The organism is Bacillus sp. FSL M7-0558, from assembly GCF_038003245.1.
Taxonomy (GTDB): Bacteria; Bacillota; Bacilli; order Bacillales; family Bacillaceae; genus Bacillus; species Bacillus pumilus.
The window spans coordinates 3643876-3666166 of sequence record NZ_JBBOOU010000001.1 but is presented as its reverse complement, the minus strand read 5'-3'; the positions used below and the strand labels follow the sequence as shown (position 1 = coordinate 3666166).

Here is a 22291-nt window from a genome sequence, read left to right as displayed (position 1 = left end):
TTTTTGCATGCTCATCATATGATGGAGGAAAGGGGGCGGTATGATTGGTTACACTACAACCAATGACACAAGCGGATTACGATGCATTGATGGAGAAGTCCATTCAGCGGTACGCAGAAGAAAAGGTACTCGCAGGGACATGGGAAAAGGAAGAATCACTTGCGAACGCAGAAGAACAATTTGGTCGGCTCCTTCCTGAAGGTCTGCAGACAGAGAATCATGAGCTATGGAATCTCTTGAATGGGGAAGAAGCGATTGGCTGGGTTTGGCTTTGTTATGACCCCAATCACCCGCAGCATGAAGGTTTTATTTACAACTTTATTTTATTCGAAGCTTATCGAGGAAAAGGCTTTGCAAAACAGGCCATTGCTGCATTAGAGGAGCAGGCAAAGTCATTAGGCGTGCAGAAACTCTCGCTTCATGTCTTTGCTCATAATCAAATTGCCCGTTCACTGTATGAGAAGACGGGATTTGAAGAAACCGGAATCTATATGAGTAAACCTTTATCATAAAGAAGAAGCACCGTGCGGATCGCATGCGGTGCTTTTTTATGAGGAACTCATGGCATCTTGAGCCGTAACTCTGTATAAATCAACTTTGCATTTCACGAAAGCGCGGATGATCGATGGGACTTGGGCTTCTGAACGAATCAACAATGAGGTCTCGTCATCACTGATCACAAGATCTGTTCCAACAGTTTGTAAGTACTGTGTGAGAACAGGCTTCACCTCATCATCAATCCACGCATGCTTGAAGGTTGCACGTATGTTTGAGGATGTGATGGTTTTCTCTTGAGGATGTGTATGGGGGGACACTAATTTTCCTTCAGAAATAAAAGCAGTTTTTGTACAAATACTATTTGTGAACCTTGGGTGGTCAGCCGTTAATAAGACGGTTTTCCCTTCATGTTTTAACGTGTCAATGACCTGCTGGATGTGCAAGATTGAATCTGCGTCAATATCAGCAAAAGGCTCGTCGAGTAAAATAAATTCGGGGCGATGGGCGATAGCCTGCGCCATGCCGAGCCGTTTCTTCATACCAGGTGTGAACGAACCGACCTTTTCCTGATGATAGCGATCTAAGCCGACAAATTCGAGCAGTTCTTCATAATCACTCGTTTTCTGGCGCGTCCCGGTGATTTTTGATAAGTAGGCAATATGTTCAAGTGCCGTAAGCCCTTCATATAAATCCGTATATTCAGGCAGTACACCGATATGCTGCCTCACCTTTTTTAATGAAGGCATATCCATCATCGTGAACGTTCCAGAGGTTTGCCGGGAAATTCCCGTAATGATATTGAAAAACGTCGTCTTACCAGAACCCTTCGGTCCAATGAGCCCGAAAATATCACCTTGATTGACATCAAGGGTAATGTGATCTATCGCGACTTTTGTCCGGTATTTTTTTGTGAGTTCTTTTGTATGTAGCATTTAGACATCCCTCCTTTGAAATAGGAGTGCTGTTCCAATGAGTAAGATAACGGTCAATGCTGTATTCAAGAGTATATAGGTCAGCGGCTCACTCAAGCGCACATAATAATAAGGCGTCATATATTGGAACCAATGAATCAATCGTTCTGAAGAAAGAACAGATATCATACTGACGATTGGGAAAAGAAAGGAAAACAACATCCCAACAAACATTGATTTCTGTGGGGTTGGAAAGAGCATGGACAAAAATAAAGCACATGAGATACCGACACTGATAAAGGTTAAGATTTTTAACGCATCAGAGAACAGGAAACGATGTGAAATCACCATATTCAGTACGTATGTCGTCATAATACAGCTAAGCCAAAACAGCATCAGTCCAAGATATTTCCCGATAATAATGTTCAAACGGGTGGTTTTACTGACGAGAAAACGAATGGTTTTCAAATGAATTTCTCGGCTTAAAATATCGTGAGACAATAAGAAAATAAGGAAGAAACCAAATAACGACATCACCAGTTCATTCCCAATGGAATAAGGATCCTTTGCCTCCAATTTGTCCTGATGAGCAGCAATAAACGGTAGAGTTGAAACAAAAGTAGATAAAATGAAAATAATAACAATTGTTAAAATGGATTTTGTGCTTTTGAAGAGCTGCTTAAACTCATTCATACAGATGGTCCACACACGCTGTACCTCCCTTCATCTTTATTATACCGCTAGAAAGGAAAGACACCATATCTTGCTCTTTAACATTTGTTTAAATTTTATAAAAAGAAGACTCTTTCAACACCAGTTGACTCACTTTTGAAAATGTTCAGAAAAATATCTTGATTTATTAAAAAACATCATGTATGATAGCTTTAATTCAAGATAGTTAAACAGGCAATGACGAGAGAAAGTACAATCATCAATTTTTCCACAGAGAGCTTCGGCAGCTGAAAAGAAGCAAAAATAATGATTCGAAAAATGGTCTCTGAGCCTCGTGCTGAACATATCTATGATATTAGTAGGACACGACGAGAGTTGGTACTCGTTATCAAAACCACAGTATATGAGCCAGATTGGAGCTTTGTACTTGTAGAGGCTGTTTAGCGCGAGCAAACAGTAAATAAAGGTGGTACCACGAGACAAATACCTCGTCCTTATGATTCAAGATAAGGATGGGGTATTTTTTATTGTCCACTTTTTTCATACAAATGTTCAAATGTTCCACGTGAAACACCACATCCATTTTTTCAAATGAAAGGGAGATTGACATGAGTGAACATGCATTGGTTTTACAATCAGATTTCGGTATTGATGATGGAGCAGTCAGTGCCATGTACGGAGTGGCAAATACGGTCAGCAGCAGCATCCGCCTTTTTGATCTAACACACAATATTCCGCAGTATGACATTTGGGAGGCATCTTACCGCCTGCTCCAAACCGTCACATACTGGCCGGAAGAGACAGTTTTCGTTTCCGTTGTTGATCCAGGCGTAGGATCAGAAAGAAAGAGTCTTGTCGTCAAAACCACAAGCTCGCACTACATCATTACCCCAGATAACGGGACACTCACGCACGTCGCGCAGGATATTGGCATAGTAGAAGCCCGTTATTTAGATGAAACCATTAACCGGCTGCCGAAGTCGGGAAAATCACATACATTCCACGGGAGAGATATTTACGCGTATACAGGGGCGAGAATCGCTTCAGGTGTGATTTCTTTTGAAGAGGTTGGGCCAAAGGCGGATATTGATGATATTATTCACCTTCCAGTCGTACAGGCTTATGCGAAAGAAGAGGTCATCACAGGAACGATTGATATTTTAGATGTGAGGTTCGGAAACCTTTGGACAAACATTCATCATACGCTATTTGAGCAGCTTTCAATCAATTATGGGGATGCAATAGAAGTTACCATTGCCAACGGGCCAAAAAATGTGTATAAAAATATCATGACCTATGGACGATCTTTTGCCGATTTAAAGGTAGGCGAACCACTCGTATATGTCAATTCACTCGATCATTTAGGCGTGGCGATCAATCAAGGGTCATTTGCAAAGGCTTATAACATCGGAACAGGCACAGGCTGGCGCCTTTCGATTCGCAAAGCTCCGCGCATTATATACGAATAAGAGGAGGATACATCATGGCAGGTAAACAACTTTCAACGAAAACTGTCGTTGCCATCGGAATTGGCGCAGCCGTCTTTGTCATTTTAGGACGCTTCGTCTCCATTCCAACTGGGATTCCGAATACACAAATTGAAACATCGTATGCATTCCTTGCATTAATGGCCGTGTTATTTGGTCCTGTTGCAGGCGCACTGATTGGATTTATTGGTCATCTCATTAAAGATGCCACCACATTCGGCCCTTGGTGGAGCTGGATTATCGTTTCAGGTGTTGTTGGGTTATTGATCGGCTTCATTTCGAACCGTTTAAAAGTAGAAGAGGGCGACTTTGGCTGGAAAAAAATCGTGTTCTTCAATGTAGTGCAAATCAGTGTGCAGGCAATTGGCTGGTTTGTTATTGCACCATTACTCGACATAGCAATTTATGCTGAACCAGTAAACAAAGCATTCTTCCAAGGGTTTGTTGCAGGTCTATCGAACATCATCACGATCGGTGTACTAGGAACCATCATCATTGCAGCTTATGCAAAAACGAGAAGCAAAAGCGGCAGTCTATCGAAAGAAACATCATGAAGCAAGGTGGAACACATAAATGAAGAAACCGATGATTCAATTCGAACACTTCGGATTCCAATATCGCAGTCAGGCAGAACCGACATTGAAAGATATCAACCTGACCATCTATGAAGGCGAAAAAGTCCTCATCGCAGGCCCGTCTGGATCGGGAAAAAGCACACTAGCCCATTGCATCAATGGGCTAGTTCCTGCGTCTTATAAAGGTTCTATGGAAGGAAGTCTTCACATCGGCGGGAAAAATGCAGAGAAAGAGAACATTTTCTCCCTTTCACAGCTTGTCGGAACGGTACTTCAGGACCCTGATGGACAATTTATCGGGCTGACCGTTGGAGAAGACATCGCATTTACACTTGAAAATGATCAAGTCACACGCGAAGAAATGAAAACACGTGTCGAGGAAGCAGCAAGATTAACAGAGGTAGACGGCAAGCTGGCATCGTCCGTGCATGAGCTCTCAGGCGGTCAAAAACAACGTGTCGCCATCGCAGGCGTACTTGTCAACGATGTCGACATTTTGCTGTTTGACGAACCACTTGCAAGCCTTGACCCCGCAACAGGTAAAGAAGTGATCGATCTCATTGATCGACTACAAAAACAAACGAAAAAAACCGTCGTGATGGTCGAGCACCGATTAGAGGATGTTCTTTTCCGCCAGGTGGATCGCATCATCGTCGTCAATGACGGCACGATAGCAGCGGACATGACACCAGATGAATTGCTCGCCTCAAATGTATTAGAAGCGGCGTATTTACGTGAGCCTTTATATGTAAAAGCCATGAAATATGCAGGTATTCCGGTTGAAGCAGGAGATCAGATCGCGAATTTACAGCATCTTACCTTAAATGATGAGGAAAAAATGAAAATCGAGCAGTGGATGGAAGCGTCTGAACCATCAGTCGAGCAAAATGCAGCGCAGGATTTACTAGAAGTACGTGAACTGAGCTTTGACTATCCGACAAGACCAAACACGCTGAGCAACATCTCTTTTACCGTCAAAAAAGGAGAAATGATCAGCATCGCTGGAGCCAATGGCGCAGGCAAGACAACACTATCCAAGGTGCTCTGCGCGTTTGAAAAGCCAACAAAAGGGACCATTCATCTAAATGGTGATGACATCACAGGAGACACCATCAAACAGCGCTCCGAACGAATCGGCGTCGTCATGCAAAACCCAAATCAAATGATTTCTAAACAAATGATTTTTGATGAGGTGGCACTCGGTCTCGTTTTAAGAGGGGTAAAGGAAGACGAGATCAAGGAACGGGTGGAGCGGGTCCTGAAAGTGTGCGGACTGTATCCATTTCGGAATTGGCCGGTCTCAGCCCTCAGCTTTGGACAGAAAAAACGTGTCACCATCGCGTCTATTCTTGTTTTAGAGCCAGAAATCCTTATCCTAGACGAACCAACCGCAGGACAGGACTTTAGACATTACACAGAGATGATGACGTTTTTAGAGCAATTAAATCAGCAGGGTGTCACGATTTTCATGATCACCCATGATATGCACTTGATGCTCGAATACACGACAAGAACTATTGTCATTTCTGATGGAGAAAAAATCGCAGATGATACACCTGCTAAAGTGCTGACAGATCAGCTGCTTGTCCAAAAGGCGAGCTTAAAGGAAACGTCGCTGTATGAACTGGCACTGAAAGCAGACTGGCCAAATCCAAATGAACTCGTGGATCGCTTCATTGAGGTTGACAGAAAGGAGCGAATGACATGGCTGTAGACATGCTGTCCTATATCGATCGCCCGTCGCCGATTCATCGGCTGACAGGTGCAACCAAACTCATTTGCTTTATCCTCTGGTCATCCGCAGCGATGCTCACGTACGATACAGGCGTATTATTGTTTATGTTAGTTGCCAGTATCGTGTTCTTTCAGCTATCAAACGTACGATTTCGTGATATCTCTTTCGTAGTGATTGTCTTGGCGATTTTTCTTGTCATCAATAACATCGCCATTTACGTCTTTGCGCCTCAGCAAGGTGTCGCCATCTATGGAGCAAAGCACGAGCTATTTCACATTGCAGGCTGGTACAACGTCACACTTGAACAGCTTTTCTATCAGTTGAACATTACACTGAAATACGTGACCGTAATGCCAGCAGCGCTTTTGTTTATCGTGACAACAAATCCAAGTGAATTCGCCTCATCGCTCAGCCGAATCGGGGTTAGCTACCGAATTTCTTATGCTGTAGCGATTGCTCTGCGCTATATTCCAGATATTCAGCGTGATTTTCGAACGATTGCAATTTCTCAGCAAGCAAGAGGCATTGATTTATCGAAGAATGAAAAACTGGGGAAACGGATTAAAAATGCGCTGTCGATTGTGATGCCGCTGATTTTTTCTAGCCTAGAGCGGATTGAGACCATAAGTAATGCGATGGAGCTGCGCGGATTTGGAAAGCATAAAAAGCGCACATGGTTTAAGGCGAAAGACTTTCAAAAAGCAGATTATGTGGCGTTAATATTTGTTGGAGCGGTACTGATCGTTTCGCTAGTGATTACATTTGTTAGAGGAACGAGATTTTATAATCCGTTTATATAGAAAGAAGCCTTCACACAGGAGTGAAGGCTTCTTTGTTTTGTTTGTGGATAAAAGTTGTGGAAAATGGTAAAAGACTATTAACATGTGAATAAATCGGTTATATTGAACAATGAGCGAAACACTTGTGAATAACGAGACAACATATTGGAGGAATTAGAAACTTATGAACAAATCACTTTATGCTTGCGCAGAACATATAGAAACCGTACTAGACATGTACATAGATGATCACGAAACGCCACCAGAATTCAGAAAAATCGAACATACACACAGTTTATCCACAACCTGTGAATTGTGCGATGAACCTGCAATATATATAGTGGGGAACGAATGATCGGACACAAAATACACAAATTTTATCCACAATTGTTGATAACTTATATGAATAACTTGTTCTTAAGGTGGGGATGACCTGTGAATATATCAATTATCACAGTAGGAAAATTAAAAGAGAAATATTTAAAGCAAGGCATAGCCGAATACACAAAACGATTACAGGCCTATGCGAAACTCGAGATCATTGAGCTCGCAGACGAAAAAGCACCCGAACACCTCAGCGAGCAAGACATGAAAATCATCAAAGACAAAGAAGGCGAACGCATCCTAAGCAAAATCAACCCAGACGCCCACGTCATCGCCCTCGCCATCGAAGGAAAAATGAAAACTTCCGAAGAATTAGCCGATACAATAGATAAGCTGGCAACATACGGAAAAAGCAAAGTATGTTTCGTCATAGGCGGATCCCTTGGATTAAGCGACGCTGTCATGCAGCGTGCGAATGAGAAACTGTCATTTTCGAAAATGACGTTCCCGCATCAGTTGATGAGGCTGGTGCTGGTGGAGCAGATTTATCGGGCGTTTCGGATTGTGCGGGGGGAGCCTTATCATAAGTGAGTTTTCAAAAGTAAATATATATTTGTTATAGTTATATATCACCTCACGAATTATAAATAGCGGTAGACACATATTATCTAAGGATAAGTCTGATGATTTTTGGTGAATGTTTTATATGGTAAAATCTAGTGATTGTAAATTATTTTTAAGGAAACAATTTAATGGCTTGCAAAACGTAGAGTGGTTCTAGAGTTTGCTTTCTAAAATTTTCGACTTATGAAAAATTTAATAGAGGTGTAGACATTGTCAAAAATAAATGAGATCCAAAATAAAATAAATGAGCTAAATGGTGGCGAGTTTCAAAAAATGATGGATATTTATTTTTCTAAGACAATTGATGGGGAAGTCTATTCCATAGGTTCTGTAATAGGAAACAATAATACAAAAACAGGAACACCAGATACACTAATAAAAACACCAGAAAATGAATATATTTTTATTGAATATACAGTTCAAAAAAATAATCTCTATAAGAAGTTTGAAGATGATCTAGATAAGTGTTTAGATGAATCAAAAACGAATATTTTACTCAATGATATAGAAAAAATTATTTGCTGTTGTACAGGGAGGCTATCTACAGAGGAAATTAGTAAATTAGCTTCAAAAGTAAGTAACTATAACATAAGGCTAGAGTTACTTACTATAGATGCTATTTCTTTTAAAATTTACGAGTTTCCATCAATAGCATCCGATTTTTTAAATATAACTTTAGATACAGAACAAATTTTAGATATTGATGACTTTGTAAAAGTCTACAATCGAAGTAAATTAGCAACTACACTAAATACAACTATATATGCCAGAGATTCAGAAATAGAATTAATAATAGATTCAATAAATAGGAATCAAATAACTATATTGTCAGGAAAACCAGGAGTTGGGAAAACAAGATTAGCTTTAGAATGTGTTAAACGATTCAAAGAAACAAACCCAGAATATGAAATTAAATGTCTTAGAAATAATGGTCAAAATTTATATAAGGATTTAAAGTTACACTTTAATAGTCCTGGCAGTTATTTATTATTTATTGACGATGTTAATCACCTAACTCAGTTGAATTTAATATTAGAGTATTTAGGTTTAAAAGATGAAGGAATTGAGTTCAAATTAATTGTTTCCGTAAGAGAGTATGCAGAAAGGAAGATTTTAGATAAAACATCGGGATTCAACATCAATTTAATTAAAATTGATGTTTTAGAAGATAAAGATATAGAAACCTTATGTAAAGAAGAATATGATATAAAAAATTATTTATATATAGAGAGAATATGTAATATTTCCAAGGGGAATGCTAGGTTAGCAATAATGGCATGCGAGACTGCAATAAGAGAAAATACATTAGAGAGTATAGGAAACGTTATAGAGCTATTGGAAGAATACTACAGAGGTGTTAAAACTGACTTCGAAGATGAATTAGAAAATAATGACCTTTTAAAAACTGCAACTATCTATAGCTTTTTAAATGTTGTAAATCTTGGGGATGATGAAAATTTAGGTTTAATGGCTCAATTAACTAATCTAGAAAAAGATGATTTCCTAAGAATTACTGAAAAGCTTCATTCAATGGAAATACTGGATATTTATGAGGGAGAAATCGCCAAAATATCTGACCAAATTTTGAGTACTTATATCTTTTACCTAACTGTTTTTGATAAAAAACTTTTACGGTATTCAGATTTAATAAGAGTATATTTTCCAAAATTAAAAAATAGGATTATAGAAAATCTAAACAGTGTTTTTTCATATTTTTATCAAAAGGAAAATTATGAATTAATAAAAGAGGAAATTACCAAGGGCTACATATACTTAAAAGAAAAGTCAGATGAAAATTTAGATGGTTTCTTACACACTTTTTGGTTCGCACTAGAAATAGAAACACTAATTTATATTGAAGATAAAGTTGATCAGCTACCCAGAGAAGAGGAGCATCAAATAAATTTTGATACTTCTAAGCAAACTTCAAATCGGTCTGAGATTCTTTCTACACTATCTAATTTTAGTCAAACTAAGTATTATAAGGAATCACTTGAATTAATAATAAAATACTTACAAAAAAAACCTACAGAATTTTCTTCTGTCTATTCTGTTTTAACCCAAGGTTTTGGTTTTAAGGAATTTTCTAATAGACATAGTTTTACTATACAAAAAGAAATACTTAATTTGTCAATATCTCAGTATGAAGAGGAAAATTCTACTGTTTTTGAAGTACTGTTAATTAGGCTCATTGAATATTACTTGAAGTTTAGTCATCATATCACTGAAATGTCAGATAGAAAGACTGTCAAATTTTATGACTTAATTTTAGAATATTCTCCAGCTATTCTTGAAATAAGAGAAATTGCTTGGAATAAATTAAAAGACTTATATTTCAAAAATGGTGAAGAAATAAATAAATTACTTTTTAAATTTGGATACCAAGATGTAGAAAAAATAAATAAGGATATTTTAATATATGATATTAAATTTATTTCAGAACTAGTAGAGAGCTTAACAGAGGTAACATTGAAAGAAAGTATTATTTTTAATAAAATAAATAATTTTCTATTAAGGCATGATTTAGAATTAGATACTAGTTTAATAAATAAATTGAGTTCTGAAAAATATAATATCTATAAAATATTAGCAAAAAATGTTTATGGTCATAATTATCGAGAAAGAGAATTAGAAAAAAAGCAGTTATTAGTTGATATGGCAAAAAGGTTTAACACTCAAGAATTTAATGTTGTTTTTCAAGTTATTGATGAAGTTGTAGATAATGATAATGAAATTTTCCAAAATGAAATACATTCAATTTTAAGTAGCTTAAGTACTCTTTTGGAAAATGCTAAAGAGGAACTTTTAATTGATATTATTAGAACTTTTATTTCTCGGAACTACCAAGTACACATGTACCCACTTCCTATTATAAATAAATTAAGAAGTGTGATAGTTGACAATGATATAGAAATGTTATTACGTGAAAAGAAATTCTATGATCAAAATAATTGGCTATATTGTCTTTTTAGAGTTATATCTGAAGAAAAACCTAGCACAGACCTTCTCAATAAGATATATGATTACTTTACTGAAGATGAAGAAAATATTTCTGGGTATTTAATAGACCTTGATTTTTTAAAAAATTATATTCAAATTGATGAAAATGTATATGTAAATGTGACTAAAAGGGTATTGCAACAGAAAGATATTACTATACAAAGGACATTAAGCAATTTATTTAATCCATTCTCTGAAATTAATAAAGAGTTATTTTTCTTATTTCGAAATGATTTAAGTACATTAAAAGATGCTTATTTTAAGATGTTGGAAATTGATTCTAATATAGATGATGAGTTTTTGATCTTAAAACAGTTTACTGATTTTGATTTAACTATAATAGATCAATTTTTGAAACTGATATTAAAAAGTCAAAATAAATCATTTCGGTTAAGGGATGTTGATTTCTCTTTTGTTTGGGAAAAAGATAATTGGGAGGCAATACTCGACAGGATAGTTCTTATAGTCTTTAATCAGTCAAAAAGTAAATTTTATGACAAAGTATCTATATTTGAAAATTTATTTTCTGGTCCTAAGGATAAAAGAATTATTGAAAGACAAGATTCGTGGTTAAGAGAGAGAATTTCTCTATGGAGTTCCGATGAAGAAAATATTACTTTGTTGTTTTATGGGATATCTAATTTGAGTAAAGAAAGTAAGGCGCAGTATTTAATCCATCTATTGAAAAAAAATGATTCGTTTTACTTGTTTTGCAAAATACCATTATCCCCAATCTTTTTTTCTTGGAGTGGAAGTGAGGTTCCGGTTATAGAAGAGCAAATTGAGTTATTAGAATTAATTGATAAGAGCTTAACTGGAATTAAATTTTTGAGACATAGAAGATGGATTCAAGATAAAATTGAAGACTATAAAGAAAGAATAAAGAAAGTTAAAATAAATGAGTTTATGGAGGATTATTAAATAGGGTATTAAACTAAAACGTCATTCAATGTAAATAAACGAAACTAATGTAGGTAATAACCTCATTTAGATACCGCGGAGAACCGTATCATAAGTAAGTGAGGAATGAGAAGGATAAATTTAGATGTATAAGCAGCCTTTCCCATCAAACATCTCCATTGCCAGCAGGAAAACAGAGAAAGGATTTTTCCCACCACTCCCGCAAAAAAACACGATTAAGCCTAAAGCGGCGAGAATAACCTAGGAAAATAGAAAGTTGTAAGGGATCTCAAACAACACATGTTGACATATCGTTATTTATCGATATAATGGGGTGTATGGAGCCAATAGAAGTTTTTAAAGCCTTATCCAATGAATCCAGATTGCAAATTTTACAATGGCTAAAGGAACCTGATCGTCATTTTACACCTCATGAAGGGATTGATATGAATACTACAGGGGTATGTGTTAGTCAAATAACAGATAAATTGAAAATGACGCAATCAACAGCATCTCAATACCTTTCAATTTTACTACGAGCTGGATTAATTACGACAGAGCGTATAGGTAAATACACGTATTATAAAAGAGATGAAAATGCCATAAAAAAAATTGCTAAGATTCTAGAAAAAAATATTTAATAAATGAACTGAATTCATACATCAGAATTCAGTTTCATTTATTAAATACACATCGACTTATCTTAATATGTTTTTTTGTCCATACATATTAACAATTCTAGATATGTAAATGTATTATATATAAGGAGTGATCTACATTGTCAAACACTGTAAAGATTTACATTTTAGCTATTGTAAGTTTTTTAGTTGGTACATCAGAGTATATCATCTCTGGTATTTTGGATAATATTTCTGAATCATTAGGGATTACGATAGCTGCAGCTGGCCAGTTAATTACGATTTTTTCTCTTGTGTATGCCATCTTCACCCCAGTATTAATGGCTTTAACATCGGGAATGAATAAGCGCAAGTTAATGTTATTTTCACTTAGCGTTTTTATTCTAGGTAATATTCTTGCATTTGTCCTCCCTGGGTATCAATTATTTATTGTGTCAAGAATTATTATGGCTCTTGGAGCGGGGATGGTCGTAGTTACTGCATTAACAATAGCTGAAAAAATTGCACCAAAAGGTAAGCAAGGTACAGCTATTGCTACAGTAGTAATGGGATTTACAGCATCATTGATCATTGGAGTTCCACTGGGCAGAATGACTAGTGATTTCTTCGGTTGGAAAGCTGTATTTGGAGGAATAGCCTTACTCGGATTATTAGCTATGGCTATAATTTCTCTTACGATTCCAAAAATTCAAGGGGATAAACCTGTACCTTTAATTCAACAACTCGCTCTTTTTAAAAAACCAAAAGTAGTGTTGGGATTAGCCATCACCTTTTTCTGGCTCGGTGGTTATTCAATTGCCTATACCTATCTATCCCCTTACCTTTTAAACATATCAGGTGTAAGCAGCAAATTGCTGAGTGGAGTTCTTCTCATATTCGGGATTGCTAGTCTAGTTGGGTCAAAGTTTGGTGGATTTAGTACCGATCGATGGGGTGTGAATTTTACTCTGATTAGTGGAATGACATTACATGTCATCATGCTCATATTGCTCTCACTAGTTACGCATTCTTATGTTGGAGTATTGCTCATTTTAATATTCTGGTCATTTGCTGCATGGTCTTCTGGCCCGACTCAACAATATCACTTAGCTACAATGGAGCCAGAGTCATCAGGTATACTATTAGGTCTCAATCAGTCAATGATGCAATTGGCGATGGCTGCAGGTGCAGCTATTGGAGGTATCTTTGTAGAGAAAGTTTCTCTATCTTCCGTTACTTGGGCAGGTGCTTTAGGCGTTGCAATCGCGATCATTGTAACAATATTGGCTTCACGTGCTACTTCGAGTAATGAAATTCGATATACTTAATCATAAACAGCAGAACGATGAGAAAAACTTGATTCAATCTAAAATATAATGACAGAAAGTAGGAAGCTCCAATGCACTCAATCAAAAAAATAGGTCAGAGTTTTAGGTACATCACACCAGTATCACTCACAGACCGCCCTATCCTAGGCATGGTCGTAGGCAATAAAAAAACATTAATGATCGATGCCGGTAACTCAGAAGATCATGCGAAATATTTCATCCCAAAAACTTTAAAACAAGAGAACGCCACGCCCGATCTCGTTGTCCTCACGCATTGGCATTGGGATCATATTTTTGGTCTACCGGCGTTGCCTCAATCGGTTTCAATTGCTTCTGCAAAGACCAGAAAGGAAATGGAGAAGCTTGTTCCGTTTTCTTGGTCAGATGAGGCGATTGATGAGCGGGTGAGGGAAGGAACGGAGATTGAGTTCTGCGCGAAGGCGATAAAAGAAGAATATCAGGATCATCGAGATATTCAGGTGGTTTTACCGGATGTGACGTTTGACCAGCGGATGGAAATTGATCTTGGCGGGGTTACTTGTGTCGTGCAGCATGTTGGAGGCGATCATGCTGCTGATTCCGTGATCGTGTATGTGAAAGAAGAGAAAATCCTGTTTCTTGGTGATTGTATTTATCCGAAAATGTATGCTGAAAAAGTACATTATAAGGTGAAAGAAATCTTGCGTCTTTTAGATGAGTTAGATGCTTTTGATGCAGATACGTATATTCCTTCACACCAAAGACCGTGGACAAAAGAGGAGTTTCGTCAGGAAAGAGACACGCTTAGGGTGATTGCGAAATTCACTGAGCTATGTGGTGGAGATAAGCAGAAAATCACGAATGAATATCAAAAGTACGTGAACAGAGTACTTAAAGAAGATGAAATAGAAACTATAGCTTACTTTGTAAATGGTATTAAGTATAACTAAACAAAAAAGTCTCATTTGGGCTATTTTCCTCAAACGAGACTTTTTTTAATTTCTACGGCAAACCTACAACATCTTCTGCATCACAAACTGTGACGGACATGTTTTTTGCATTAATCATAATGACACAATCCCAAGTCGGCTTCATTTGCAGTTCATTATTCTCATCAATACGGATAATTCCTTTAAATTCAACGGTCTGTTCTAGAAAAACCATTTTCTTTTCTGTATCATCTTTGACTGCTGTTAAATGTTCAGGATAGTGAACCGTCCAATCAAAAAAAGTGGTTTCCTTCATCATTCCTCCTGTTTTCATTCGTACACATCTCCGAATACTTCTTCAGTTTGCCGGATTGTTAGAGATTTGTTGGTTGGATCGATTGTAATGACACAATCCCAAGTAGGTTTGATTTGTAGCTCGTTGTTTTCATCTATCCATATCACACCGTTTAATTCAATGGATGGCTCTAAAATGACCATCTTCTTTTCATTATGATCTGTTATTGCCGTTAAGTTTGCTTGTAATTGAATGGTCCAATCAAAAAACGTGATTTTTTTCATGAGTTCCCCTCTCAATTTTGTTTATATTTCCATTATAACTTGCATGAGTTCTGACATGTTATTTGATCATTCTATTTTTTGGTATAATTAGATGTAATTAAAGAATGGATAAAAGACTGATAAATGTTTAAATTTAATCGGAGGTACGTATGAAGCAACTATATATGAAGCAGAAAGTATTTAGTCTGAGCGGCAGGTTTACGGTAAAGGATCAGCAGGAGAACGATGTGTATGTAGTCGAGGGCAGCTTTATGAAGGTGCCGAAGACGTTCACCATTCTGAATACAGAACGAGAAGAAATTGCTGTGATTACGAAGAAAATGTTTAGCTTTTTACCGAAGTTTTTAGTAGAAGTTGGTGGTCAAGAGGTATTGACGATCAAAAAAGAGTTTACGTTCTTTAAAGCAAAATATTCAATTGATGCTGCGGGTGCAGAAGTGCAGGGTAACTGGTGGGATATGAATTTCCAAGTGCTGCAAAACGGCGAAGTGATCGGCCAGGTGAAGAAGGAATGGTTTACATGGGGAGATAGTTATAAGGTCGATATTTTGAAAGAAGAGATGGAGCCTGTGATGATTGCACTCGTTGTTGCGATTGATTGTGTGAAGGCTGATGAAGCAGCGTCTAGGTCTTCGTCGTCGACAACAACAAATTAATTGGAGGGTTAAATAAATTGAACAATCTCACTCGCATCATAAGATTGAGAAATGCAGAGTTATGGGAGTATGAATTTCTCGATAAAAAAGAAATCATTATTTATTTCTCCATTACAGATTTAAATAGAAAAGCAACGACTCATGATAATCCACTAGCTATCCAAGAAGAATTGGATGAGAGAGATAATTACATTTCTATTGATGTTCATAGTAATGTCGATCTCAAAAAAACACTTGAAGAAGATACCTTTGATGATTTTATCACCACGATCTCTTCTTTAGTAGAGCATATGCACGATTTTCACAATGCTCATGTTTTTACTAAAATGCATGTTCATGACAAAATCGATTTAACTGATTTTCAGTTAGAGACAGATGAAGATTTGCATGGCGATGAAAAAGAACAGGTCTATACATTTAAACGTTTATGGATTCAGCAGTCTTGCTTTGAATTAATAGAACAACAGTTAAATCAAAAAATCAAAGAAATATCTAACAGTAGATTTTGCCAAGATCTAATGAGGTGACCAAACTGATCACATTCCAATACAAAGTATTTCTAACAGTCGTCGAGTGCGGCAGTTTTACAAAAGCCGGGGAGAAGCTTGGACTAACGCAGTCTGGAGTCAGTCATAATATTGCAAAGCTTGAGTCAGAGTTAGGGGTTGTGCTGCTTCGGCGAAATCGAAACGGGTTGTCGTTAACGGATGCAGGTGAGCGGGTGATGCCGCATATTCGGCAAATCATTCATCATGCGTCATTGCTTGAGCAGGAGGCGGCGTTGATTCAAGGGATAGAAGTGGGGAGTATCAAGATCGGAACGTTCTCTAGTTTTTCTTCAAAAATGCTTCCGCAGCTGATTCACCGTTTTACCAAAGTGTATCCCAATATCCAAGTAGAGTTATATGAAGGTGGTTATGAGGAGATTGAGGATTGGATTGCGTCTGGTACGATTGATGTTGGTTTTTTAACGCAGCCATCGAGAGAATTCGAAACCATTCCACTTTTTCAAGATGAATTGGTGGTGCTCCTGCAAGAGGATCATCGCTTCAATACGAAGAAAGTGATAGAAGTTGACTCGTTCCATGATGAAGCATTCATTATGCCAAAAGCGGGCTGTGACCTGCTCATTAAGAAATTATTAAAAGAAAGAGGCGTGAAGCCTCATGTTTTGTTTGAAATAGGAGACAACAATACGCTCATTTCTATGGTTCAAGAGGGACTTGGAGTGACCATTATTCCGACGTTAATTTTGCCGCAGCAGATGTCTCATACCAAAGTGATTCCACTTGAGACAAGCGTATATCGTGAGATCAACTTGGCGTTCAAATCATTCAAAGCAGCATCCCCATCGGCTAGAAGATGGATCGAAGTGGTCAAAGATCATTTCAAGTAAAATCAGCTTGAACGAGATGCCTCCCATTCAAGCTGATGGTTTATAAGGTCAATGCGCCGCGAATAGTGATAACCGCCGCGCCTGCCACTTTGATCACAGGCTTTGATTCATTCGGAATGACCGTGATACGAAGGATGCCAGGTCTGCCGATGGCATCCCCTTGGGCAATGTTCAGATGAGTGATTTCTTGCTGAGAAATGATACCCTCTACATAAAGATAGCCAGCCAATGCTCCGTTTGCTGCCCCCGTCACCGGATCTTCGGGTATCCCAATTCCAGGTGCAAAATCTCTCGTGTAAAGATCACATTCTTTTGTGGTATGAAATGTATAAAGGTGAGTCGTCGTGATATTCTGCTCTTTATTCATTTTCCCTAAAGCCGCTAAGTTCGGTGCCGCTTGATCAATGTCTTCCTGGTGCTTCATCGGAACGAGAAGATGCCAGTTTCCGGTGTTTGCTAATTTGATAGGATAGGATGGATCAATGCGGTCACTGCTGACACCAATCATGTCACTAAGCTCTTCTAAATCGATCATAAAATCTCGCGTTTTCGGCGTCACCTGCGTCATTTCCACATCGATGACCTTGCCATTTTCTTCGTGCCATACAACAGGAACATTGCCAATCTTCGTTTCTAACACGACCCCTGTTTTCTCTTTTGCCAGCCCAAGCTCCGTCGCCAAAAGCCAAGTCAATCCAACAGTCGCATGGCCGCAGAAATTGACCTCTTCCGTCGGTGTGAAGTATTTAACCCGATAATCAGCTTCTTTATCATGTGCAGGCAGCAAGAAGACAGATTCCGGTAAATTCAACTCCTTGGCGATATTCTGCATCTCATCCTCCGTTAAAAGATCACCATCCAACACGACCCCAGCAGCATTTCCTCCAAATTTCTCAGTTGTAAATGCATCGACATGGTACACCCTAATATCTCTCATATAATGAATCCTCCTGTACATTCTTGTTACGTTTATCATAAGTTTGTTCAATGCATTCGTAAAATGAATCTTTTTGATACTTTAAATCGGAAGTTTTCATGTAAGAGTTTGAAATTCACAGTATCTATTAAAATAGTAATTAGATAAGTCTTTAGTCACGATATTAACTCTTGTGCCTACTTTGGATAAAATGTATAATATTTGTATATTAAAACATTAATAGGAAAAGAGGATAACTTTATGAAAATAGTCCTGAAAATAGTAGCTTCTATTCTCTGTATGATGATGTTAACTTTCAATATACAGGAAAATGTGAGTGCCGCAGAGGGTGGAACGAAAACAACGATTGATCGTTATCAATATGGTGATAATTATCTAACAGGTAAAACAGCGCCAAACGCAATCGTTGCATTCGTAGATTGGGGTGTTCCGAGTAACTGGAAATCTAAATATATGCACTACGCAAAAGCAGATAGTAACGGAAACTTTAAGTTGTTTTCTTGGAACATTAGTTCAGGCCAAACGGTGGAGTTAGATACGTATGACCAAAATGGGACAAAGCTTTCTTCAAACAAAGTGTATGTTTTCAAGGAATCTTTTACCTCATTAGATCCGATATATGATACTTCTCAGGAGCTAACTGGGAAAACGGTGAAGAACACAAAAGTAGAGGTCATGAAAGATGGCAAAGTGATTGCTTCAGGCATATTCAATGATGCCATTCATTTAAAGCTACCTGTCCTAAATGCAGGCACATTCCTAACAGTGAAAATGACGACTGGAAGCAATATCGACGTTTACAAAAAAATTGTTAATCCTAAGAAAATCTCACTTATTCCTACGACAAAATGGTCTAAATCAGTGAAAGGCCAAACGGGAATTCCTTATGCAAAGATCGTCTTTAAAAATCAAAAATCAAGTGACATCATTCAATCGATGACTGCAGATGGTGATGGCAACTTTGAATTGAGTGTGGACAAAAACACAATAAAAGCATTGGATCAAAGTAAATTTCAAGTGATGGAACCCTCTTTTGATAATGCTTTATATGAGACCACTTTCCGACTTAGATCAACAGCTCCGACTATTGATCCATTTACTCAGCTTTCAACTTCAGTGGGTGGAACCGCAACTCCTAAAAGTATGATCAATATTTTAGATGGAGAAGGCAGAGTCATTGGGGAAGGTCAGGCAGACTCTAATGGCGTCTATGATGTTCCTGTTTCAAAATTAATCGGTGGTGACTTAATTACAGTCAAGTCGTTCATTGCAGATAACCCAAATGAAACGGATCAATCTCAGGAAGATGTACAGAAAGTTTTTGTGGAAGAAATCGATGATTCAAGTGATACGATTAATGGCATTAGTACGTTTGGTGATCAAGCTGTTGTAGAGGTGCAAACTGATTCAACGAATAACACAATAAGAGCGATGTCGAAACTCAGCTCAAGCATAACGAAAAAGAAATATGGACCATTTGCCATTACACCAGGAAAAAACTTCAAATTAAAAACAGGGAAATTAACGGAAGGATCTAAAGTGACCATCACGTTGCAAAGTGGAAAGAGAAAGGTTGCCCTGCCAGCTGTTACTGTTAAAAAAGTCGTCACATCTCCACTTCTATCATCTCAAGTGAAGGTGACAAACAACAAAGGAAAAAACGATACGGTGACGATAAAAGGAATCAAAAAACAATCCGTCATTAAAATCTTTAAACAAGCTTCTGGTGGAAAAGCAATTGCTCAACAAACTGCATCTAGCTCGAACATGACGATTTCCTTGAAACAATTAGGACAAACAAATGGAACACTTTATATCAGTATGAAAGAGCCTGGTTTAAAAGAGAGCAATCGAGTATCCATTCGTTATCAGGGTGAAAAATCGAATGTTTTAAAAGCCAATCAAGTCAAAATCAATAATCTTAAAAATAAAAAAGACGTCATTACAGTGAGTAAGATCAAGAAAAAAGATGTCATCAAAGTTTACTCAACAAATGGAAAACTACTTGCCACATCAAAACCAGCGAACAGTTCATCTATCAAATTGTACGTTAAACAAGTAGGGACCAAGAGCGGCAAAGTGTTTGTGACGCGTAGTGAAGATAAGATGCTGGAAAGCGGAAAGCAAGCCATTTCTTTTAAAGGCGAACCATCTACTTCGCTAAAAAGCAATCAAATCACAATCGTGAACAACAAGAAGAAAAAAGACGTTGTCACGATCAGTCAATTAGCGAAACAAGATGTTGTCAAAATCTATCATTCATCAGGGAAGCTGATTGGAAAATCAACGGCTTCTAAAGGCAAGGTTGTGAAAGTCACTTTTAAACAACTAGGTGCCAAGGGTGGAAAGCTTTACTTCACCGTCACTGGGAAAGGCATGTCGGAAAGTAATAAGACAATAAAGAAGTTTCAGGCTGAAAAGTAGAGTGTTCAATCGCCATTCATTTAGGGTGGCGATTTTTTAAATAGCTAAATGATACAAATTTCATTGATAGGAGCGTGATTTTTTGAAAAAAATAAAGATTATCATTTCAATGGCTGTCATCTTTTTGTGCAGTATGTGGTCTACTACTGTTCAGGCTCAATCAGGATACTTCAACACGTATACAACGTATTCTGCAATGTCTGGTTCTGGATTTTACACTTCTATGCAAGGGATGGCTGTAGATCGTAATAATAATACGATTTATTCTGCAAAAATAAATACGTCAAACCATCTGACGCAATTGTACGCGATAAAAATGAACACCTCGTCTAGCAAAAGAACTGTTAAGCTCCTTAAAAACTCTGACACCAATAGTACTAGCAATGATTTAGGACATGCGAATGACCTAGCTGTGAAAGCTCAAAAAGGTGATGAACAAGTTAGCTTGTATGTAGCGCCGATGACCGATGGTGTAAAGTATGTAAAAAAGATAGTGAAGTTAAGTGTGAACACGAAGAAAAATACGTACAAAGTGGCTAAATCCTATGTTCTGCAGTACCAAGGGACGAATTTATCAATTAGCGGCATCACATATTCTGTTGGAACCGATAAGTTTATTGTAAGGTCTGGCAATCGCTTTTTTATTGGGAATTTCAATGACAAGAAAGGGCAGTTTGAATATGAGGCAACATTTGCATTAAATTATACAAAAGCTGTCGTAAACCAATCAGTGGTCGATGTGTCCAAATACATTCTTCAAGGAATCTCATTCTACCAAGGAACATTATATGTACCTTTATCTAAACCGGCTACTAACGGAGGAGCTTCTAATGTGAGTGTTATTCTCACATATCCGCTAAATATTAATCAAATGATCAAAGAGCAAAAGGAGACACCTACAAAGGATTTTTCAAAAGAATTGTTTACGAGAAAAGACCTTTCATTCCGAATTACGAGCAGTGCATTTACTCTTTTTGAAATAGAAGCTGTCGATTTTGATGACGGAACATTATATTTTAATACGAATCGTGGAAAGAAAGGAACACAAGAAGATATGATAGCAACGTTTAATGACTATAACTATTACAAATAATATGTCCACTTTAAAAGACCCCTCAGCTATGAGGGGTCTTTTCCATCACCCATAATAATTATTCGCCTGAATAAAAAATTGGGATTGCATGTAGTTATATGTGATTTTCGAGAAATCGAAAGGCTGGCCGTTTGTGAGATGAAAGACGGTTTCGACGCGGAGAGCGGGATCGTCTTGTTTGAGGCCGAGGTGTTTTGCTTCGGTTTCATTCAGTTTGCCCACTTGTAAGTACATATCGGAAAAGCCGACTTTGAGCCCAAGGCCTTCACTGATGAATTTAAAAACAGAATCGGCGGCAATTTCTGTGTTGAGATAGGGAATGATGGTTTTTCTGTAATAGGATTCTTCTAGACATAAGGTTTGTCCATTGATGTAACGGATGCGTTTGAGGTAAAAAACATCCTCATCTTGTTCAATATTCAAATTAAGCGCTGCTTCTTCAGGCGGTTTGATGGTGTCTAGCATTAAAACCTCTGAAGTCAGTTGAAATTCCTCTAAATCTTTTTTAAACCCTTGATTGGATAAAAGGCTGATGTAGCCCTTGCGTCTGTGTCTTCGAACAAAGATGCCGCTGCCCCTCACTTGATAGATAATTCCTTTTCTTTCGAGTAGGTCTAATGATTTGATAATGGTGCTTTTGCTCACAGCAAATTGGCTCATGAGGGTTTCAAGTACAGGAAGCTTGTCCCCTTGCTGCAGCTCATGGGTGACAATATATTTTTCAATATCGCTCGCAATTTGTTGATACTTTAACATAGCCATTCCTCTTTGTTTTCACGATTTATTGTCTTTGATTATAGCACATACCGATTTTTCTTTGATATGTTAATTGAAATGATATATGTATT

Annotated in this window: 22 protein-coding genes and 1 other annotated feature; of the genes, 16 read left to right on the top strand and 6 right to left on the bottom strand. The window is 37.6% G+C overall.

Annotated features, from left to right (window positions below):
* The first annotated feature begins 44 nt into the window (after window positions 1–44).
* Entirely contained in the window at window positions 45–512 is a 468-nt protein-coding gene (locus MHB79_RS18630) for a GNAT family N-acetyltransferase (RefSeq protein ID WP_268494283.1), read from the top strand.
* A 36-nt stretch (window positions 513–548) separates the two neighbouring features.
* Here the strand turns inward: MHB79_RS18630 and MHB79_RS18625 are convergent, their stop codons facing one another.
* Window positions 549–1430 carry an ABC transporter ATP-binding protein gene (locus MHB79_RS18625; RefSeq protein WP_106030133.1) on the bottom strand — a complete coding sequence of 294 codons (882 nt, stop codon included), beginning with the start codon at window positions 1428–1430 and terminating at the stop codon, window positions 549–551.
* A complete protein-coding gene (locus tag MHB79_RS18620; protein ID WP_268494277.1) occupies window positions 1431–2117 on the bottom strand; it encodes an ABC transporter permease subunit in 687 nt (228 codons plus the stop codon).
* Window positions 2118–2309: 192 nt separating this feature from the next.
* Window positions 2310–2580: a binding site (T-box leader), on the top strand.
* 109 nt (window positions 2581–2689) lie between these two features.
* Here MHB79_RS18620 and MHB79_RS18615 point away from each other — a divergent pair.
* The 10 genes from MHB79_RS18615 (at window position 2690) to MHB79_RS18570 (ending at window position 14379) form a co-directional block, all read left to right on the top strand.
* Window positions 2690–3550, top strand: a complete 861-nt coding sequence (locus MHB79_RS18615; RefSeq protein ID WP_044139077.1) for an SAM hydrolase/SAM-dependent halogenase family protein — start codon at window positions 2690–2692, stop codon at window positions 3548–3550.
* A gap of 14 nt (window positions 3551–3564) precedes the next feature.
* Window positions 3565–4122: an ECF-type riboflavin transporter substrate-binding protein gene (locus MHB79_RS18610; RefSeq protein ID WP_340990511.1), complete on the top strand. Its 558-nt coding sequence runs from the start codon at window positions 3565–3567 to the stop codon at window positions 4120–4122.
* Between the two features lie 19 nt (window positions 4123–4141).
* A complete protein-coding gene (locus MHB79_RS18605; RefSeq protein ID WP_340990509.1) occupies window positions 4142–5857 on the top strand; it encodes an ABC transporter ATP-binding protein in 1716 nt (571 codons plus the stop codon).
* Entirely contained in the window at window positions 5848–6678 is an 831-nt protein-coding gene (locus MHB79_RS18600; RefSeq protein WP_340990508.1) for an energy-coupling factor transporter transmembrane component T family protein, read from the top strand. The genes MHB79_RS18605 and MHB79_RS18600 overlap by 10 nt, the downstream gene beginning before the upstream one ends.
* 163 nt (window positions 6679–6841) lie before the next feature.
* The gene (locus MHB79_RS18595; RefSeq protein ID WP_008360116.1) at window positions 6842–7012 is read left to right on the top strand and encodes a CxxH/CxxC protein; all 171 of its coding nucleotides are present in this window, start codon (window positions 6842–6844) and stop codon (window positions 7010–7012) included.
* 80 nt (window positions 7013–7092) lie between these two features.
* On the top strand, window positions 7093–7572 hold the full coding sequence (rlmH, locus tag MHB79_RS18590; RefSeq protein WP_185108194.1) for a 23S rRNA (pseudouridine(1915)-N(3))-methyltransferase RlmH: 480 nt from the start codon (window positions 7093–7095) through the stop codon (window positions 7570–7572).
* Window positions 7573–7815: 243 nt separating this feature from the next.
* Window positions 7816–11526 carry a hypothetical protein gene (locus MHB79_RS18585; protein WP_340990506.1) on the top strand — a complete coding sequence of 1237 codons (3711 nt, stop codon included), beginning with the start codon at window positions 7816–7818 and terminating at the stop codon, window positions 11524–11526.
* A 317-nt stretch (window positions 11527–11843) separates the two neighbouring features.
* A complete protein-coding gene (locus tag MHB79_RS18580) occupies window positions 11844–12146 on the top strand; it encodes an ArsR/SmtB family transcription factor (RefSeq protein WP_045034889.1) in 303 nt (100 codons plus the stop codon).
* Window positions 12147–12283: 137 nt separating this feature from the next.
* Complete coding sequence (locus MHB79_RS18575; protein WP_340990502.1) at window positions 12284–13450, top strand: MFS transporter; 1167 nt, start codon at window positions 12284–12286, stop codon at window positions 13448–13450.
* Window positions 13451–13521: 71 nt separating this feature from the next.
* Window positions 13522–14379, top strand: a complete 858-nt coding sequence (locus MHB79_RS18570; protein ID WP_340990500.1) for an MBL fold metallo-hydrolase — start codon at window positions 13522–13524, stop codon at window positions 14377–14379.
* A gap of 52 nt (window positions 14380–14431) precedes the next feature.
* Here the strand turns inward: MHB79_RS18570 and MHB79_RS18565 are convergent, their stop codons facing one another.
* Both MHB79_RS18565 and MHB79_RS18560 read right to left on the bottom strand, forming a co-directional pair.
* Window positions 14432–14674 carry a hypothetical protein gene (locus MHB79_RS18565; protein ID WP_339206423.1) on the bottom strand — a complete coding sequence of 81 codons (243 nt, stop codon included), beginning with the start codon at window positions 14672–14674 and terminating at the stop codon, window positions 14432–14434.
* Between the two features lie 14 nt (window positions 14675–14688).
* Complete coding sequence (locus tag MHB79_RS18560; protein WP_339160834.1) at window positions 14689–14937, bottom strand: hypothetical protein; 249 nt, start codon at window positions 14935–14937, stop codon at window positions 14689–14691.
* Between the two features lie 149 nt (window positions 14938–15086).
* On the opposite strand from MHB79_RS18560, the gene MHB79_RS18555 reads away from it, so the two are divergent.
* Genes MHB79_RS18555 through MHB79_RS18545 form a run of 3 tightly spaced genes read left to right on the top strand, consistent with a single transcriptional unit; the run spans window position 15087 to window position 16989 of the window.
* A complete protein-coding gene (locus tag MHB79_RS18555; protein ID WP_335356269.1) occupies window positions 15087–15593 on the top strand; it encodes an LURP-one-related/scramblase family protein in 507 nt (168 codons plus the stop codon).
* Between the two features lie 17 nt (window positions 15594–15610).
* Complete coding sequence (locus MHB79_RS18550; RefSeq protein WP_339206416.1) at window positions 15611–16120, top strand: hypothetical protein; 510 nt, start codon at window positions 15611–15613, stop codon at window positions 16118–16120.
* Window positions 16117–16989 (top strand): LysR family transcriptional regulator, encoded by an 873-nt coding sequence (locus tag MHB79_RS18545; RefSeq protein WP_340990497.1) that lies wholly within the window; start codon window positions 16117–16119, stop codon window positions 16987–16989. The genes MHB79_RS18550 and MHB79_RS18545 overlap by 4 nt, the downstream gene beginning before the upstream one ends.
* A gap of 40 nt (window positions 16990–17029) precedes the next feature.
* Here the strand turns inward: MHB79_RS18545 and MHB79_RS18540 are convergent, their stop codons facing one another.
* Complete coding sequence (locus MHB79_RS18540) at window positions 17030–17926, bottom strand: PhzF family phenazine biosynthesis protein (RefSeq protein ID WP_226804515.1); 897 nt, start codon at window positions 17924–17926, stop codon at window positions 17030–17032.
* Between the two features lie 240 nt (window positions 17927–18166).
* Between MHB79_RS18540 and MHB79_RS18535 the strand changes: the two genes are divergently transcribed.
* Together MHB79_RS18535 and MHB79_RS18530 are read left to right on the top strand one after the other, a co-directional pair.
* Complete coding sequence (locus tag MHB79_RS18535) at window positions 18167–20350, top strand: Ig-like domain-containing protein (RefSeq protein ID WP_340990495.1); 2184 nt, start codon at window positions 18167–18169, stop codon at window positions 20348–20350.
* 82 nt (window positions 20351–20432) lie between these two features.
* The gene (locus MHB79_RS18530; RefSeq protein WP_212046697.1) at window positions 20433–21443 is read left to right on the top strand and encodes a hypothetical protein; all 1011 of its coding nucleotides are present in this window, start codon (window positions 20433–20435) and stop codon (window positions 21441–21443) included.
* Window positions 21444–21488: 45 nt separating this feature from the next.
* Here the strand turns inward: MHB79_RS18530 and MHB79_RS18525 are convergent, their stop codons facing one another.
* Window positions 21489–22199, bottom strand: a complete 711-nt coding sequence (locus MHB79_RS18525) for a GntR family transcriptional regulator (RefSeq protein WP_050944627.1) — start codon at window positions 22197–22199, stop codon at window positions 21489–21491.
* Window positions 22200–22291: the final 92 nt, after the last annotated feature.

Bases quoted from the DNA above. Each gene is read 5' to 3' on its own strand.
- MHB79_RS18625 (WP_106030133.1), bottom strand. From the start codon at position 1,430: ATGCTACATACAAAAGAACTCACAAAAAAATACCGGACAAAAGTCGCG.
- MHB79_RS18615 (WP_044139077.1), top strand. From the start codon at position 2,690: ATGAGTGAACATGCATTGGTTTTACAATCAGATTTCGGTATTGATGAT.
- MHB79_RS18525 (WP_050944627.1), bottom strand. From the start codon at position 22,199: ATGTTAAAGTATCAACAAATTGCGAGCGATATTGAAAAATATATTGTC.
- MHB79_RS18555 (WP_335356269.1), top strand. From the start codon at position 15,087: ATGAAGCAACTATATATGAAGCAGAAAGTATTTAGTCTGAGCGGCAGG.
- MHB79_RS18565 (WP_339206423.1), bottom strand. From the start codon at position 14,674: ATGAAGGAAACCACTTTTTTTGATTGGACGGTTCACTATCCTGAACAT.
- MHB79_RS18535 (WP_340990495.1), top strand. From the start codon at position 18,167: ATGAAAATAGTCCTGAAAATAGTAGCTTCTATTCTCTGTATGATGATG.
- MHB79_RS18540 (WP_226804515.1), bottom strand. From the start codon at position 17,926: ATGAGAGATATTAGGGTGTACCATGTCGATGCATTTACAACTGAGAAA.
- MHB79_RS18610 (WP_340990511.1), top strand. From the start codon at position 3,565: ATGGCAGGTAAACAACTTTCAACGAAAACTGTCGTTGCCATCGGAATT.
- MHB79_RS18605 (WP_340990509.1), top strand. From the start codon at position 4,142: ATGAAGAAACCGATGATTCAATTCGAACACTTCGGATTCCAATATCGC.
- MHB79_RS18595 (WP_008360116.1), top strand. From the start codon at position 6,842: ATGAACAAATCACTTTATGCTTGCGCAGAACATATAGAAACCGTACTA.
- MHB79_RS18580 (WP_045034889.1), top strand. From the start codon at position 11,844: ATGGAGCCAATAGAAGTTTTTAAAGCCTTATCCAATGAATCCAGATTG.
- MHB79_RS18600 (WP_340990508.1), top strand. From the start codon at position 5,848: ATGGCTGTAGACATGCTGTCCTATATCGATCGCCCGTCGCCGATTCAT.
- MHB79_RS18560 (WP_339160834.1), bottom strand. From the start codon at position 14,937: ATGAAAAAAATCACGTTTTTTGATTGGACCATTCAATTACAAGCAAAC.
- MHB79_RS18570 (WP_340990500.1), top strand. From the start codon at position 13,522: ATGCACTCAATCAAAAAAATAGGTCAGAGTTTTAGGTACATCACACCA.